14 protein-coding genes and 1 pseudogene are annotated in these 14877 nt (G+C 57.5%); 10 read left to right on the top strand and 5 right to left on the bottom strand.

Features of this window, described 5'->3' with window-relative positions; genetic code table 11:
* Nucleotides 1–3 precede the first annotated feature (3 nt).
* The 4 genes from HWQ15_RS11040 to HWQ15_RS11025 all read right to left on the bottom strand — a co-directional run bounded on the left by HWQ15_RS11040 (nt 4) and on the right by HWQ15_RS11025 (nt 5191).
* A complete protein-coding gene (locus tag HWQ15_RS11040) occupies nt 4–1386 on the bottom strand; it encodes an MFS transporter (RefSeq protein ID WP_023299198.1) in 1383 nt (460 codons plus the stop codon).
* Between the two features lie 226 nt (nt 1387–1612).
* Nucleotides 1613–3580 (bottom strand): xylonate dehydratase YagF, encoded by a 1968-nt coding sequence (yagF, locus tag HWQ15_RS11035; protein WP_063216115.1) that lies wholly within the window; start codon nt 3578–3580, stop codon nt 1613–1615.
* 14 nt (nt 3581–3594) lie between these two features.
* Nucleotides 3595–4503 carry a 2-keto-3-deoxygluconate aldolase gene (yagE, locus tag HWQ15_RS11030; protein ID WP_058647057.1) on the bottom strand — a complete coding sequence of 303 codons (909 nt, stop codon included), beginning with the start codon at nt 4501–4503 and terminating at the stop codon, nt 3595–3597.
* A 235-nt stretch (nt 4504–4738) separates the two neighbouring features.
* Nucleotides 4739–5191 carry a YhcH/YjgK/YiaL family protein gene (locus HWQ15_RS11025; protein ID WP_063148825.1) on the bottom strand — a complete coding sequence of 151 codons (453 nt, stop codon included), beginning with the start codon at nt 5189–5191 and terminating at the stop codon, nt 4739–4741.
* Between the two features lie 675 nt (nt 5192–5866).
* Here HWQ15_RS11025 and arcA point away from each other — a divergent pair.
* The 5 genes from arcA to HWQ15_RS11000 all read left to right on the top strand — a co-directional run bounded on the left by arcA (nt 5867) and on the right by HWQ15_RS11000 (nt 11153).
* The gene (gene arcA, locus HWQ15_RS11020) at nt 5867–7087 is read left to right on the top strand and encodes an arginine deiminase (protein WP_063216117.1); all 1221 of its coding nucleotides are present in this window, start codon (nt 5867–5869) and stop codon (nt 7085–7087) included.
* A 10-nt stretch (nt 7088–7097) separates the two neighbouring features.
* Nucleotides 7098–8009, top strand: a complete 912-nt coding sequence (gene arcC, locus HWQ15_RS11015) for a carbamate kinase (RefSeq protein WP_063148824.1) — start codon at nt 7098–7100, stop codon at nt 8007–8009.
* Between the two features lie 129 nt (nt 8010–8138).
* Complete coding sequence (argF, locus tag HWQ15_RS11010) at nt 8139–9143, top strand: ornithine carbamoyltransferase (protein ID WP_003863360.1); 1005 nt, start codon at nt 8139–8141, stop codon at nt 9141–9143.
* Nucleotides 9144–9189: 46 nt separating this feature from the next.
* The gene (locus HWQ15_RS11005) at nt 9190–10593 is read left to right on the top strand and encodes a YfcC family protein (protein ID WP_003863365.1); all 1404 of its coding nucleotides are present in this window, start codon (nt 9190–9192) and stop codon (nt 10591–10593) included.
* 80 nt (nt 10594–10673) lie between these two features.
* The gene (locus HWQ15_RS11000; RefSeq protein WP_003863366.1) at nt 10674–11153 is read left to right on the top strand and encodes an arginine repressor; all 480 of its coding nucleotides are present in this window, start codon (nt 10674–10676) and stop codon (nt 11151–11153) included.
* A gap of 3 nt (nt 11154–11156) precedes the next feature.
* Here HWQ15_RS11000 and HWQ15_RS10995 read toward each other — a convergent pair.
* A pseudogene (locus tag HWQ15_RS10995) lies at nt 11157–11274 on the bottom strand (hypothetical protein).
* On the opposite strand from HWQ15_RS10995, the gene HWQ15_RS10990 reads away from it, so the two are divergent.
* From HWQ15_RS10990 to gbpA, 5 genes are all read left to right on the top strand, one after another.
* Complete coding sequence (locus HWQ15_RS10990; RefSeq protein ID WP_022646880.1) at nt 11254–11358, top strand: pyrBI operon leader peptide; 105 nt, start codon at nt 11254–11256, stop codon at nt 11356–11358. The pseudogene HWQ15_RS10995 and the gene HWQ15_RS10990 overlap by 21 nt on opposite strands.
* A 34-nt stretch (nt 11359–11392) precedes the next feature.
* Nucleotides 11393–12325 (top strand): aspartate carbamoyltransferase, encoded by a 933-nt coding sequence (gene pyrB, locus HWQ15_RS10985; protein ID WP_003863368.1) that lies wholly within the window; start codon nt 11393–11395, stop codon nt 12323–12325.
* Between the two features lie 12 nt (nt 12326–12337).
* Complete coding sequence (gene pyrI / locus HWQ15_RS10980) at nt 12338–12799, top strand: aspartate carbamoyltransferase regulatory subunit (RefSeq protein WP_003863370.1); 462 nt, start codon at nt 12338–12340, stop codon at nt 12797–12799.
* Between the two features lie 73 nt (nt 12800–12872).
* A complete protein-coding gene (ridA, locus tag HWQ15_RS10975) occupies nt 12873–13259 on the top strand; it encodes a 2-iminobutanoate/2-iminopropanoate deaminase (RefSeq protein WP_003863373.1) in 387 nt (128 codons plus the stop codon).
* Between the two features lie 136 nt (nt 13260–13395).
* Complete coding sequence (gene gbpA, locus HWQ15_RS10970; RefSeq protein ID WP_032625241.1) at nt 13396–14847, top strand: N-acetylglucosamine-binding protein GbpA; 1452 nt, start codon at nt 13396–13398, stop codon at nt 14845–14847.
* Nucleotides 14848–14877 lie beyond the last annotated feature (30 nt).

Below are 14877 nucleotides of genomic sequence, written 5' to 3'. Positions count from 1 at the left end.
CGGTTAATGGGATGCGGCTGTCGCAGCGTCGGGAACGGCCTCGCCCTGCGACGCGCGGTGCTTGATCAGCTGCTGGCTGATGGCCTCCACGCGGGCGTCGGTGAGCTTGTAGAACGACAGCATGATGAACATGCCCGCGTAGAGCACCACCGGCACCACGCAGAACAGAATTTTGATGGTGGTCAGCACCTCGACCGGCTGCACGCTGCTGCTGGCGGAGTAGTTGACGTACGCCAGGATCCAGCCCACCACCGCCCCGCCAATCGCCAGGCCAATCTTCAGGCTGAACAGGTAGGTGGAGAACACCAGCCCGTCGAGGCGGCGTCCGCTGCGGCTCTCCTCGTAATCCACCACGTCAGAGGCCATCAGCCACTGCAGCGGCGTGGTGGTGTTAAAGACGAACAGGAACAGAATGTTGAGGGCAAAAATCAGCGCGATGTGCTCCGCCGGGGTGACGAAAATCAGCAGGCTAATCAGCGAGTAAGCGACGATGATCCACTTGAAGGCGGTAACGCGGTCGAAGCGGCCCAGCAGACGGGAGGAGCAGAGCGAGCCGAACATGGTGGCAAGGCTGCCGTAGAGTAAAAACTGGGTCGCCATCTCCGGGTGATCCATCACGTATTTCACGAAGTAGAGCGTCGCCCCGCCGCGCACCACGTTGGAGCAGGTCGCCATCATCTTGAAGGCACACATGATGCGCCACTGGCTGTTGCCCAGCAGCAGCTTAAGGTCTTTCGCCACTGACGAACCCGGCTGCACCTCAAAGGTGTAGCGCTCTTTGGTGGTAAAGAAGCAGACGTAGAGCAGCACCACGCCGCTCAGCCCCAGCACGCACATGGCGCCGAAATAACCCACCTGCTCGTTGCCTTTGCCAATGATGCTGACCAGCGGCAGCGCGATGCCGCTGATGGCGAGCGACCCCGCGGCGGCGAGGAAGAAACGCCAGGACTGCAGGGCGTGACGCTCTTTCGGGTCGGCGGTAATGACGCCCGGCATGGCGCAGTACGGGACGTTAACGAAGGTATAGACCAGAGTCAGCAGAATATAGGTCACGCAGGCGTAGATGATTTTGCCCTGCGCGGAGAAGTCCGGCGTGTAGAAGGTCAGCATGCAGACGATGCCGAACGGGATGGCGCCCCACAGCAGGAACGGGCGAAACTGGCCATGCCGCGTGCGGGTGCGGTCTACCAGCAGCCCCATCAGCGGGTCGGTCACGGCGTCGAGCACGCGGGAGACTAAAAACAGCGTCCCCATTATGCCCGCGGAGAGACCGAACACGTCGGTGTAGAAATAGGCCAGCAGGAACATCGTGGCCTGCCAGACGAAGCCGCAGGCGGTGTCACCCAGCCCGTAGCCAATTTTGTCTTTCATGGTTAATTGCGTCATCAGAATTACACCCTTATGTAGTGTGCTGAATTACAACATCGTGTTAATGGAGTGTAATGAGCTGTTCAATTAACCAGCAATGGTCATATCTTATTTCTGAATTACGTTATTTCGCTTTTGTGACGTCAACGATATATCGCAACTTATTGTTTAAATTAGTAAATTACAGACACGTAAAAACCGCCCGCGGACTATTTTCAGCAGACGATTTTCTCTCACAAAATAATTAAATACCGAGCGCTTTTTTACCGGCGTTAATTACCTCAATGATTTTATCGGTGTCATAAATACAGCCTTTCCAGGTGCCGCCGCTCACCGACTGCAGTGCCGCCCACAGCCGGGTATCGTCCGGCAAAAAGTCGTGAGCGTGCAGGTCCGGATGCACCTGCCGCCGTGCCAGCTCGCGCGCGCCCTCTTCCGGCGTCAGCGGGTTGTCCGCGGTACCGATAAAGTTTACGCTGCCTGTTAATGTCAGGCGGTCCACCGCAATCTCAATGATGTCGTTATCGCGCAGCTTGCCTATCGGCCCGCCCGCCAGCGCCTCCGGCGACACGTGGCCGAAACAGGCGCCCGTCGACACGCCCGAGAAGCGCGCATCGGTGATTAACGACACCGTTTTGCCCCACGAGATGTGTTTGAGCGCGGAGGTGAGCTGGTAGGTCTCCTCCATGCCGGTGCCGGACGGTCCACCGCCGATCACCACCATGATATCGCCCTGCTCAATCTCTTCCCGCTTGATGGCCCTGATCGCCTGCGCCTCCGAGACAAACACCCGCACCTGGCCGGTGTGGCGGTAAACGCCATCTTCACCGACGACCGACGGGTCGATCGCCGTGGCCTTGATCACCGATCCTTCCGGCGCAATGTTGCCCGTCGGGAAGCAGACCGTCGAGGTCAGCCCTTTCGCTTTTGCTTTTTCCGGCGGCAGGATCACGTCATCCGGCTCCACGCCGTCCTGCTCGCGCAGGCACTGGCGGAAGCGCGCCCGGCGCTCCGAGCTCTGCCACCAGTCGAGGTTCTCGCCCACCGTCTGGCCGGTGACGGTCATGGCATCCAGGTGCAGCAGGCCGAGATCGCGCAGGTGGAGCATCACCTCCGGCACGCCGCCCGCGAGGAACGCACGCACGGTCGGGTGATAGTCCGGGCCGTTGGGCAGCACGCTCACCAGGCGCGGCACCCTGCGGTTGACGCGCGTCCAGTGTTCAACGTCCGGGATCGTGCAGCCCGCCGCGTGTGCGATGGCCGGAATGTGCAGTAGTAAATTGGTGGAGCCGCCGAACGCCGCGTGGATCACCATCGCGTTTTCGATGGCTTTATCGGTAAGGATATCGCGCGTGGCGATGCCGCGGTTATCCAGCTCGCTCACCGCCCGCGCCGACTGGCGGGCGATCTCCAGCCACACCACCTGTCCGGACGGGGCCAGCGCGGAGTGCGGCAACGCCAGACCCAGCGCTTCCGCGACCACCTGCGAGGTGCCCGCCGTGCCGAGGAACTGACACCCGCCGCCCGGCGACGCGCAGGCGCGACAGCCCAGCTCGGCGGCCTCCTGCAAGGAGAGTTCATGGTTGGCGAAGCGCGCGCCGATGGTCTGCACCTTGCCCGCATCTTCCCCCACTGTCGGCGGCAGCGTCGCTCCGCCTGGCACCAGAATGGTCGGCAGGTCGTGCATCGCGGCCAGCGCAATCATGGTGGCGGGCAGCCCTTTATCGCAGGTTGCCACGCCGATCACCGCCCGCCGCGTCGGAAGAGAGCGGATAAGACGACGAAACACGATCGCCGCGTCGTTACGATACGGCAGGGAGTCGAACATGCCGTGCGTGCCCTGCGAGCGCCCGTCACACGGATCGCTGACGAAGGCCGCGAACGGGATCCCGCCGTTGCGTGTGATCTCCTTCGCCGCCGCCTGCATCTGCATGCCGATTTCCCAGTGGCCGGTGTGGTAGCCCAGCGCAACCGGGCGTCCGTCTCCAGCGCGGATGCCGCCCTGAGTACCGATAATCAGCACCTCTTTGCCGGTCAGCTTGTTGGCGTCCCAGCCCATCCCGGCGTTCTGCGTCATGCCGAACAGGTTGCCGCTGGGGGATTCCATCAGCATCTGCGGAGTCAGCGGCAGCGCGCCCTGCGGCCCCGCCGCGTGGGTGATCACCGCATAAAACGCGTCGTCCTGTGGGGTGAAAATTTTCTCAATGGTCATCGTTATCGTCCGGCTCAGCAGAGCTTGAGCTGTTGTAGCAGGTTTTTCAGCTGCGCCTTACGCGGCTCGTCCAGCGGCGAGGCTGGTGGCAGGACGTGCGTAGAAATTGGACGACCGCAGAGCACGATCGCCTCTTTAATGACGTTCACAAACGGCGTATCCAGCTGATACATCTGCGGGATTTGCAGCAGGGTCTGATGATACTCAGCCGCTTTCGCCACGTCTTTATCCCGCCAGGCTTTCAGAAGATTTACCGACACCTGCGGAGCAAAGTTACCGCTGGCCGAGATCGCCCCGTCGCCGCCGAGCAGCAGGGTATTAAACAGATGATCGTCGTAGCCGCACAGCACGGTGAAGTGCGGATGGGCGGCTTTAACGGTGTGGATCATGCTGCGCAGGTGGGCGACGGAGTCGATGGTGTCTTTGATGCCGACGATGTTACTGCGCGAGTCGGCGAGGGTTTTCACCAGCGCCGGGGTCAGATCCTGCCCGGTCAGCGCCGGGAAGTTATAGAGCATCACCGGCAGCGTGACGCTGTCGGCCACCTGTTCGAAGTAGCGGATCAGGTTCGCTTCCGACACTTTCCAGTAGTAAGGGTTGATCACCACGATGCCGTCCGCGCCCGCCAGCTGCGCGTGCTGGCTCAGCTCAATGGTTTCCCGGGCGTTGGTGCCGCCGGTGCCGATCAGGACCGGCACACGACGATCGACATGATCGATCGCAAACCGGGCAATGGTTTTACGCTCTTCGGCGCTGAGCTGGGAGAACTCGCCGCCGCTGCCCAGGAAGAACAGGCCGTCGACGCCCGCAGCGATCAGATCGTCGATCAGCGCGGCGGTGCCCGGCTTATCAAGCTGGCCATCGGCGGTAAAAATGGTGGAGACAGGGGGAATGATACCCGTGAACAACGCGGACTGCGGCATGTGATCTCCTTGCTGAATCATTTTGTTCTACATTATAGAACAGTGTTCATTAATTTAACGATCATACTATGACGGAGAAAAAGCGCAGGTAAATGGGAGATGAGGAGGGAGTGCGGGAAGTTTAAGCTGGATCACATATTAGAGGGTGCGGTCTGGTGCCCTCACCCTACCCCTCTCCCACGGGGAGAGGGAACTTTTACACCCTCTCCCCTTGGGAGAGGGCCGGGGTGAGGGGTTACTCTACCTGCATCTTCACCACAACCTTACGCACCTGCGCCGGCGCCCCCACCGCGCACAGCGGCTTATGCACTTCGCCCGGCCAGAACACCACAAAATCCCCTTCGCTCAGCACCACGGTTTTCTCCTGCTCGCCTTCAGGCAGGAACGCGATGTCTTTGTCCGCCAGCCAGTCGGTGTCCGGTGTGCCGTGCGGCAAGGTGCTGAAGGTCATCCCTTCCTGCCCCTTCAGCACAATCTGAATATCCAGGTAACGTGCATGGTATTCAGCGCGACGCTCGGCGAACGGCTGGGTCATGTCCTCCGATACCAGATAAAACAGGCTGTTGCCGCTGATGTCGTGCTTGCCGGTCGGCGTCGCGTTGGTGACGTGGGCCTTGACGTGCTCAATGGCCTGGCGCAGCTCTTCTGGTAGCCAGGACTGGAGATGATGAATATTGCCAATAATCATGATACAACCCTCAAATCAAAACATTGTTTCATTTTAATCTTTTATACGAGAATCGCCTCTCCCATACCAGCCCTTTTTAGACAAGATTTGCGCCAGCGCATGTTTATCGGAAAATGTGTTAATTCACTGTTAATTACATAAAGGCATTTATGCAGTCGTTATGCATAACCTCACTTCATAAGCTTTACGCAACTTATCTAACTCGCTGAATTTAAAACGTAACTCACAAAACCTGTTGTTGCATCACACTTTATCACTTCGGTTATTTCCTTTAAAAATCCATAATTATTTATCGATTTCTCTTAAGTGAAAAATAGTTAACTATCATTATTGCATAGCTATTCCCGCGACAACATTTTATCCATTAAAATCAACAACATAACCAAATATTTCAAAGCGTGTGATTCTACAAAATAATAACAACTTCAAATATTGCCACCCGTTCCTGCTTAGCTATTCATCCCTTAATAATATGAAATTAATCATTATCTGATACGAATCATGCAATTGAAAATAAACTGCTCAATATCGGTTTTCGCGTGAGCAATGTCACAATAACCATTATTTAAGCGCCTACTATAAATCACGAAATCAATTGAGCTTAGCCGCCATGAAATTAAACACATCACATGGCGCATGCCCTTTTTATTCTGAAAAAAAGTTAAAGGAATAATTATGGAAAAGCATTACGTCGGTTTTGAAATTGGTCAATTGCGTAGCGTTATGCTGCACCGTCCTAATTTAAGTCTGAAACGGTTAACCCCCTCAAACTGTCAGGAGCTGCTATTTGATGACGTGCTCTCGGTTGAACGGGCGGGTGAAGAGCATGACATCTTCGCAAACACGCTGCGCGAGCAGGGTGTGGAAGTCCTGCTGTTGACCGACCTTCTTACGCAAACGCTTGATATTGCCGAAGCAAAAGCCTGGCTTCTTGAAACACAAATCTCCGACTACCGCCTCGGCCCAGCCTTTGCCGGCGACGTCCGCGGCTGGCTGGCGGATATGCCGCACCGGGAACTGGCGCGCCGATTAAGCGGCGGATTAACCTACGGTGAAATTCCGGCGGCTATTAAAAATATGGTGGTCGATACCCACACGGCAAATGATTTTATTATGAAGCCGCTGCCGAACCACTTATTTACCCGCGATACCTCCTGCTGGATTTATAACGGCGTATCCATTAATCCGATGGCGAAACCGGCCCGTCAGCGCGAAACCAATAATCTGCGCGCAATATATCGCTGGCACCCCGCATTTGCCGATGGCGAGTTTATTAAGTATTTCGGCGACGAGAATATTAATTACGACCACGCCACCCTGGAAGGCGGCGACGTATTAGTGATTGGCCGCGGGGCGGTATTGATCGGCATGTCTGAGCGCACGACGCCTCAGGGCGTGGAGTTCCTCGCCAACAGCTTGTTTAAACATCGTCAGGCCGAACGCGTGATCGCCGTTGAGCTGCCGAAACATCGCTCCTGCATGCACCTCGACACCGTGATGACCCACATCGACGTGGACACTTTCTCCGTTTACCCGGAAGTGGTGCGCAAGGACGCCCAGTGCTGGACGCTCACCCCGGACGGACGCGGCGGCCTGCTGCGCACTCAGGAAACCGACCTGCTGCACGCCATCGAGAAAGCCCTCGGCATTAACCAGGTGCGCCTGATCACCACCGGCGGCGATGCCTTTGAAGCCGAACGCGAGCAGTGGAACGACGCTAACAACGTCCTGACCATCCGTCCGGGCGTGGTGATCGGCTACGAGCGCAACGTCTGGACCAACGAGAAGTACGACAAAGCGGGCATCACCGTGCTGCCGATCCCGGGCGACGAGCTGGGACGCGGTCGCGGCGGCGCACGCTGCATGAGCTGCCCACTGGAACGCGACGGAATTTAAAGGAGCCATCATGGAACGAAAACCCACTCTGGTTGTGGCCCTGGGCGGCAACGCGCTGCTCAAGCGCGGCGAGCCGCTGGAAGCGGACATCCAGCGTCAGAACATCGAGCAGGCCGCCCGCACCATCGCAGGCTTAACGGAGCAATGGCGCGTGGTGCTGGTGCACGGCAACGGCCCGCAGGTCGGGCTGCTGGCGCTGCAAAACAGCGCCTACGACAAAGTCACCCCCTACCCGCTGGACGTTCTTGGTGCAGAAAGCCAGGGAATGATCGGCTACATGCTCCAGCAGGCGCTGAAAAACAATCTGCCCCAGCGCGAGGTCAGCGTCCTGCTCACGCAGGTGGAAGTGGACGCCGCCGATCCGGCGTTCGGCAACCCGACCAAGTACATCGGCCCGGTCTACAGCGAAGCCCAGGCGAAAGCGCTGGCTGCGGAAAAAGGCTGGGTGTTTAAGGCCGACGGCAGCTACTTCCGCCGCGTGGTGCCGTCGCCGCAGCCGAAGCGCATCGTCGAGAGCGACGCCATCACGGCGCTGATTCAGCGCGACCACCTGGTGATCTGCAACGGCGGCGGTGGCGTGCCGGTAGTGGAAAACGCCAACGGCTATCGCGGGATCGAGGCGGTGATCGACAAAGACCTCTCCGCCGCCCTGCTGGCGCGGCAGATCGAGGCCGATGCCCTGCTGATCCTCACCGATGCCGACGCGGTGTACCTCGACTGGGGCAAGCCAACCCAGCGCCCGCTGGCGCAGGTGACGCCGGAGCTGCTCAGAGGCATGCAGTTCGACGCCGGATCGATGGGGCCGAAAGTGGCCGCCTGCCGCGAGTTTGTTGAGGCCTGCAACGGCATTGCCGGGATCGGCGCGCTGGCCGACGGCGCGGAGATCCTGGCAGGCGAGAAAGGCACGTTGATTCGTAACTGAGCACCCATTTCCCCTCACCCTAACCCTCTCCCCAAAGGGGAGAGGGGACGATTACACCCTCTCCCCTTTGGGGAGAGGGCTGGGGTGAGGGGTAAGGTCTTAGACATTAATTTTAAAAAGGATTTACCCATGACCATCAACCTGAAAAACCGCAACTTCCTGAAACTGCTGGACTACACCCCGGCGGAGATCCAGTACCTGATCGACCTCGCCATCGAGCTGAAGGCGGCCAAAAAAGCCGGGCGCGAAAAGCAAACCCTGGTCGGGAAAAACATCGCCCTGATCTTTGAAAAAACCTCCACCCGCACCCGCTGCGCCTTTGAAGTGGGCGCGTTCGACCAGGGCGCGCAGGTCACCTACCTCGGCCCAAGCGGCTCGCAGATTGGCCACAAAGAGTCGATGAAGGACACCGCGCGCGTGCTGGGCCGCATGTATGACGGCATCGAGTACCGCGGCTACGGCCAGGCCATCGTTGAGGAGCTGGGCGAATACGCGGGGGTGCCGGTGTGGAACGGCCTGACCGACGAGTTCCACCCGACGCAAATCCTTGCCGACCTGATGACTATGCTGGAGCACTCTCCGGGCAAAACCCTGCCGGAGCTGAGCTTTGCTTACCTCGGCGACGCGCGCAACAACATGGGTAATTCGCTGATGGTCGGCGCGGCCAAAATGGGGATGGATATCCGCCTTGTGGCGCCGAAATCCTTCTGGCCGGAGGCCGGGCTGGTTGAGCAGTGCCGCGCCATCGCCAAAGAGACCGGCGCGCGCATCACCCTCACCGACGATGTGGAAGAAGGCGTGCAGGGCACCGATTTCCTCTACACCGACGTGTGGGTTTCCATGGGCGAGCCGAAGGAGGCGTGGGCCGAGCGCGTTAGCCTGATGAAGCCGTATCAGATTAATGCGGACGTGATGAAGGCCACCGGTAATCCGAACGTCAAGTTCATGCACTGCCTGCCGGCGTTCCACAACGAACATACCAAAGTGGGCCGCGAAATCGAGATGGCGTACGGCCTGAAGGGGCTGGAGGTGACGGAAGAGGTCTTTGAATCACCGAACTCCATCGTCTTCGACGAAGCAGAGAACCGCATGCACACCATTAAAGCGGTCATGGTGGCGACACTCGGCGACTAATCACCGCCCGGCGCGCCGCGGGGTGCGCCGGGTTCAGGAGAACATCATGGGCAAGTTCAAATTTCCCTCCGCTTATACCATTCTCTTTTTTCTGATTGCCGTGGTTGCCGTGCTGACGTGGATTGTTCCGGCCGGGCAGTACCATATGGCGATGAACGAGGCGCTCGGCAAAGAAGTGCCGGTTGCTGGCACTTACGCGCACGTGGCAGCGCACCCGCAGGGGCTCGTCTCCGTGCTGATGGCGCCGATTGCCGGGCTGTACGATCCGGAGTCCGGCCAGGCCGGGGCGATCGACGTGGCGCTGTTTATTCTGATCATCGGGGGATTCCTCGGGATCGTCACTAAAACCGGGGCGATAGACGCCGGGATCGAGCGCGTCACCACCCGACTGCGCGGCCGCGAAGAGTGGATGATCCCGATCCTGATGGCGCTGTTTGCCGCCGGCGGCACGATTTACGGCATGGCCGAAGAGTCGCTACCCTTCTATACCTTACTTGTGCCGGTGATGCTGGCAGCGCGGTTCGATCCGGTGGTTGCGGCTTCTACCGTGCTGCTCGGCGCGGGGATCGGCACGCTCGGATCCACCATCAACCCGTTCGCCACGGTGATCGCCGCCAACGCCGCCGGGATCCCCTTCACCAACGGCATCATGCTACGCATCGCGCTGCTGGTGATCGGCTGGATCATCTGCGTGGCGTGGGTAATGCGCTACGCCCGCAAGGTGCGCAAGGATCCGTCGCTGTCGATCGTGGCGGATAAGCAGGAAGAAAATCGCGCCCACTTTCTCGGTAACAAGGGCGAGCAGTCGCTGGAATTTACCCCGGTGCGCAAACTCATCCTGGTGATCTTCGCCCTCGCCTTCGCGGTGATGATCTACGGCGTGGCGGTGCTGGGCTGGTGGATGGCGGAGATTTCGGCGGTGTTCCTCGCCAGTGCCATTATCGTCGGGCTGATCGCCCGCATGAGCGAAGAGGAGCTGACCTCAACCTTTATCAACGGCGCGCGAGATTTGCTGGGCGTCGCGCTGATAATCGGCATCGCGCGCGGTATCGTAGTGATCATGGATAAGGGCATGATTACCCACACCATTTTGCACAGCGCCGAGGGAATGGTCACCGGATTGTCGACGGTGGCGTTCATCAACGTGATGTACTGGCTGGAAGTGGTGCTGTCGTTTCTTGTGCCTTCTTCGTCCGGCCTGGCCGTTCTGACGATGCCGATCATGGCGCCCCTTGCCGATTTCGCTAACGTCAACCGCGACCTGGTGGTTACGGCTTACCAGTCGGCGTCCGGCATCGTCAACCTGATCACTCCCACCTCTGCCGTCGTGATGGGCGGGCTGGCTATCGCCCGCGTGCCCTACGTGCGTTATCTGAAATGGGTCGCGCCGCTGCTGGGGATTTTAACGGTGGTGATTATGGTGGCGTTAAGCCTGGGCGCTTTGTTGTGATTTGCCGGATGGCGCTGCGCTTATCCGGCCTACGGATCGGTGCGGTGCCACCGGTTATTTCGGGAACTGATATGGGAACTATGATGGATTACGAAGAGTACTCTCCCAAAGAGCAACTACAGCTAACGGTCTGCCAGCGTCTGATCGCGGAAAAGAGCTATCTCTCCCAGGAAGAGATCCGCCGCGACTTACAGGAGCGTGGTTTTGAGACCATCAGCCAGTCCACCGTTTCACGTCTGCTCAAGTTGCTTGGTGTCATAAAAATTCGCAATGCCAAAGGGCTAAAGATTTATTCGCTGAATCCCCAGCTGCGCCCGGCCCCCGACGCGGCGCGTACGGTCTCTGAAATGGTGGTGAGCGTGGAGCACAACAGCGAATTTATCCTTATCCATACCGTCGCCGGGTATGGCCGCGCGGTGGCGCGTATTCTGGATTATCACCAGTTACCGGAAATTTTAGGTGTAGTGGCCGGGAGCAGTATTGTCTGGGTCGCGCCCCGCGTAGTGAAGCGCACCGCGCTGGTGCATAAGCAAATTAATTATTTACTCAGAACGCATTAATATTCACAAAGAACCGTTTGCATTGAGTAAAGCGTGCATTAAATCGCTTGATCCCAAAAGCGAGCTGCGTATAATGCCCGACAATTTGCCGGGAGGAAGCATGGTCAAGCGTGTACGACATAACGTCTTACCGCGTCTGAAATCAGACGCTGGCCTGCCGTTTTTCTTCCCGTTGCTAAACCTATTCCCAGAGCCCCTCATTTGAGGGGCTTTTTTTTGCCCGGCGTCAGGAGATAAACATGAATCCGCTTTATCAAAAACACATCATTTCCATAAACGACCTCAGCCGCGAAGAGCTGGAACTGGTTCTGGAAACCGCGGCAAAACTGAAGGCCAATCCGCAACCGGAGCTGTTGAAGCACAAGGTGATTGCAAGCTGCTTCTTCGAAGCCTCGACCCGCACCCGCCTCTCCTTCGAAACCTCCATGCACCGTCTGGGCGCGAGCGTGGTGGGCTTCTCGGACAGCAGCAACACGTCGCTGGGCAAAAAAGGCGAGACCCTGGCGGATACCATTTCGGTTATCAGTACCTACGTTGACGCGATTGTGATGCGCCACCCGCAGGAGGGCGCGGCGCGTCTGGCGACCGAGTTTTCCGGCGGCATTCCGGTACTGAACGCCGGTGACGGCGCCAACCAGCATCCGACGCAGACCCTGCTGGATCTGTTCACCATTCAGGAGACGCAGGGCACGCTTGAGAACCTGAACATCGCCATGGTCGGCGACCTGAAATATGGCCGCACCGTCCACTCCCTGACCCAGGCGCTGGCGAAATTTAACGGCAACCGCTTCTTCTTTATCGCGCCGGACGCGCTGGCGATGCCGCAGTACATTCTCGACATGCTGGACGAGAAAGGCATCGCGTGGAGCCTGCACGCCAGTATCGAAGAGGTGATGGGCAACGTGGATATTCTCTACATGACCCGCGTGCAGAAAGAGCGTCTGGATCCGTCCGAGTACGCCAACGTGAAGGCGCAGTTCGTGCTGCGCGCCAGCGACCTTGAAGGCGCGCGTGACAATATGAAGGTGCTGCACCCGCTGCCGCGCATCGATGAGATCACCACAGACGTGGACAAAACGCCGCACGCCTGGTACTTCCAGCAGGCCGGAAACGGCATCTTCGCTCGCCAGGCGTTACTGGCACTGGTTCTGAATCGCGAATTAGCTCTGTAAGGGGAGACGACCATGACACACGATAACAAACTCCAGGTTGAAGCCATCAAGCGTGGCACCGTGATTGACCACATCCCTGCGCAGGTGGGCTTTAAACTGCTGACGCTGTTCAAACTGACCGAAACGGACCAGCGCATCACCATCGGCCTGAACCTGCCGTCGGGCGAAATGGGCCGTAAAGACCTGATCAAAATCGAGAACACCTTCCTGACCGACGAGCAGGTTAACCAGCTGTCGCTGTACGCGCCGGACGCCACGGTTAACCGCATCGACGATTACGACGTGGTGGGCAAATCCCGCCCAAGCCTGCCGGATCGCATCGAAAGCGTGCTGGTCTGCCCGAACAGCAACTGCATCAGCCATGCTGAGCCGGTTTCCTCCAGTTTCGCAGTGAAAAAACGCGCCAATGACATCGCACTCAAATGCAAATACTGCGAAAAAGAGTTTTCTCATTATGTGGTGCTGGCCAACTAATTGAGGTTGGTAATGAAATCCCGGCTGTTATAATGGCCGGGAACATTCTTAACGCTGTAATTCTGGAGAAAAAATGAGCAAAGTACTCGCGACGGAAAATGCACCAGCGGCTATCGGCCCATACGTTCAGGGCGTTGATCTGGGCAGCATGATCATCACTTCTGGTCAGATCCCGGTGAACCCAAAAACCGGTGAAGTACCCGCCGACGTAGCGGCGCAGGCGCGTCAGTCGCTGGAAAACGTGCAGGCGATCGTGGAATCTGCCGGTCTGAAAGTGGGCGATATCGTCAAAACCACCGTGTTCGTGAAAGATCTGAATGATTTCGCGACCGTTAACGCCACTTACGAAGCGTTCTTCACCGAGCACAACGCGACCTTCCCGGCTCGCTCTTGCGTGGAAGTGGCGCGTCTGCCAAAAGACGTGAAAATTGAAATTGAAGCGATTGCCGTACGTCGCTAATTCAATTCAATTAAGAAAGGGCAGCTTAGCTGTCCTTTTTATTTCGACTATTTTTACTCTCCATATAAAATGACAAATCGCACCGTCCATTATTAAGCTTCTCCACCCGGTAATATTCTCTAATAATGGATGAGTAATGAAACTTTCAAAAATTGCACTTGCCCTCGCGACAGTGACCGTTGCATCGTCGGCATTTGCTCACGGCTATATTGAATCACCAGCCAGCCGCGCCTATATGTGTAAGCTTGGCCAAAATATTGATTGCGGCGCTGTACAGTATGAACCGCAGAGCGTGGAAAAAACTTCCGGTTTCCCGACCGGCGCTATGCCGCCGGACGGCCAGCTCGCCAGTGCAGGTATTTCCCAGTATTCTCAGCTGGATAAGCAAAGCCTGAATGCCTGGACCAAAAACCCAATAACGGCAGGCCCGCATGAGTTCGTCTGGCATCATACTGCACCGCATAAAACCACTAACTGGCGCTATTACATCACCAAACAAAACTGGGATCCAAATAAGCCGCTGACTCGCGATCAATTTGAATTAACTCCATTCTGTACGATCAACGGAAATAGTCAGGCACCAGCCGTAACAAAATCTATGACTTGCAATGTTCCTGCGCGTACGGGGTACCAGGTTATTTACGGCGTGTGGGAAATTGCGGACACCTCAAATAGCTTTTATCAGGCCATTGACGTTGATTTCGGGAATGGTGGCAACGTTACCCCGGATGAAACGCCTGCGATTGTTTCCGAATGGAGCAAAACCCTGAGCGGCCAGATTGCCGGTAATAACCTGAACGTGGGCGATAAGGTTATCGCACGCTTCTTCGACGCCAACGGTGAAGTGACCGCCATGCGTACCGAAATGACCATCGGCTCTGCTGAACAAGGCGACGCTAACCAGTGGTCTTACGATCTGGCGCAGAAGATCAACACCGCTCAGAGCGATGTCCGCGTCGGTGTTAAAGATGAAGCCGGTGACATCAGCCCGGTTCACGGCGCCAACAGCGTATTCGTGAAAGAGGGCAGCACGCTGAAATCCGTTGCCATCTCCTATGAAGAGCAAAAAGCGCAGGTGAGCGAGACCATCGCCGTTTCCGATCTGCAATACAGCAAAATCGAACATGGCAACGCGACCGTCACCTTCCACGTCAACACGCAGGGTGACGTTAATTTTGAAGCACACGTGATGAACCACCACGGTGCGGAAAAAGGTTACCTGAAGCAGGACATGAACAACGTCAATCAGGACGTGACCATGACGCTGACTGACGTGACGGCGGGACACCATATGCTGAAATACTACGCGACCAATAAAGACGGCACGATGTTCGCCCAGGACGTGCTGAACCTGATGCTGGAAAGCGATGCGGCTGCGGACAGCACCGGCCACCACGACTTTACCTTCCCGGACAATATCGCCTCGTACAAAGCAGGCACCGTGGTACTACAGCCAAAAGACGGTAAGACCTACGAATGTAAGCCTTTCCCGTACAGCGGCTACTGCGTGCAGTACAGCCCAACCGCAAACCAGTTTGAGCCTGGCGTTGGCGCGCACTGGAAAGAGGCGTGGGTGTTGAAGAACTGAGTGGAAAAACCTTACCCCTCACCCTAACCC

Origin of the sequence: Enterobacter sp. DSM 30060 (assembly GCF_013375955.1) — a bacterium.
GTDB classification, from domain to species: domain Bacteria; phylum Pseudomonadota; class Gammaproteobacteria; order Enterobacterales; family Enterobacteriaceae; genus Enterobacter; species Enterobacter intestinihominis.
This window is presented reverse-complemented; position numbering and strand designations above follow the sequence as displayed.

Excerpts from the sequence above, each read along its gene's own strand:
- HWQ15_RS11040 (WP_023299198.1), bottom strand. The coding sequence starts at position 1,386 with ATGACGCAATTAACCATGAAAGACAAAATTGGCTACGGGCTGGGTGAC.
- yagF (WP_063216115.1), bottom strand. The coding sequence starts at position 3,580 with ATGACCATTGAGAAAATTTTCACCCCACAGGACGACGCGTTTTATGCG.
- yagE (WP_058647057.1), bottom strand. The coding sequence starts at position 4,503 with ATGCCGCAGTCCGCGTTGTTCACGGGTATCATTCCCCCTGTCTCCACC.
- HWQ15_RS11025 (WP_063148825.1), bottom strand. The coding sequence starts at position 5,191 with ATGATTATTGGCAATATTCATCATCTCCAGTCCTGGCTACCAGAAGAG.
- arcA (WP_063216117.1), top strand. The coding sequence starts at position 5,867 with ATGGAAAAGCATTACGTCGGTTTTGAAATTGGTCAATTGCGTAGCGTT.
- arcC (WP_063148824.1), top strand. The coding sequence starts at position 7,098 with ATGGAACGAAAACCCACTCTGGTTGTGGCCCTGGGCGGCAACGCGCTG.
- argF (WP_003863360.1), top strand. The coding sequence starts at position 8,139 with ATGACCATCAACCTGAAAAACCGCAACTTCCTGAAACTGCTGGACTAC.
- HWQ15_RS11005 (WP_003863365.1), top strand. The coding sequence starts at position 9,190 with ATGGGCAAGTTCAAATTTCCCTCCGCTTATACCATTCTCTTTTTTCTG.
- HWQ15_RS11000 (WP_003863366.1), top strand. The coding sequence starts at position 10,674 with ATGATGGATTACGAAGAGTACTCTCCCAAAGAGCAACTACAGCTAACG.
- HWQ15_RS10990 (WP_022646880.1), top strand. The coding sequence starts at position 11,254 with ATGGTCAAGCGTGTACGACATAACGTCTTACCGCGTCTGAAATCAGAC.
- pyrB (WP_003863368.1), top strand. The coding sequence starts at position 11,393 with ATGAATCCGCTTTATCAAAAACACATCATTTCCATAAACGACCTCAGC.
- pyrI (WP_003863370.1), top strand. The coding sequence starts at position 12,338 with ATGACACACGATAACAAACTCCAGGTTGAAGCCATCAAGCGTGGCACC.
- ridA (WP_003863373.1), top strand. The coding sequence starts at position 12,873 with ATGAGCAAAGTACTCGCGACGGAAAATGCACCAGCGGCTATCGGCCCA.
- gbpA (WP_032625241.1), top strand. The coding sequence starts at position 13,396 with ATGAAACTTTCAAAAATTGCACTTGCCCTCGCGACAGTGACCGTTGCA.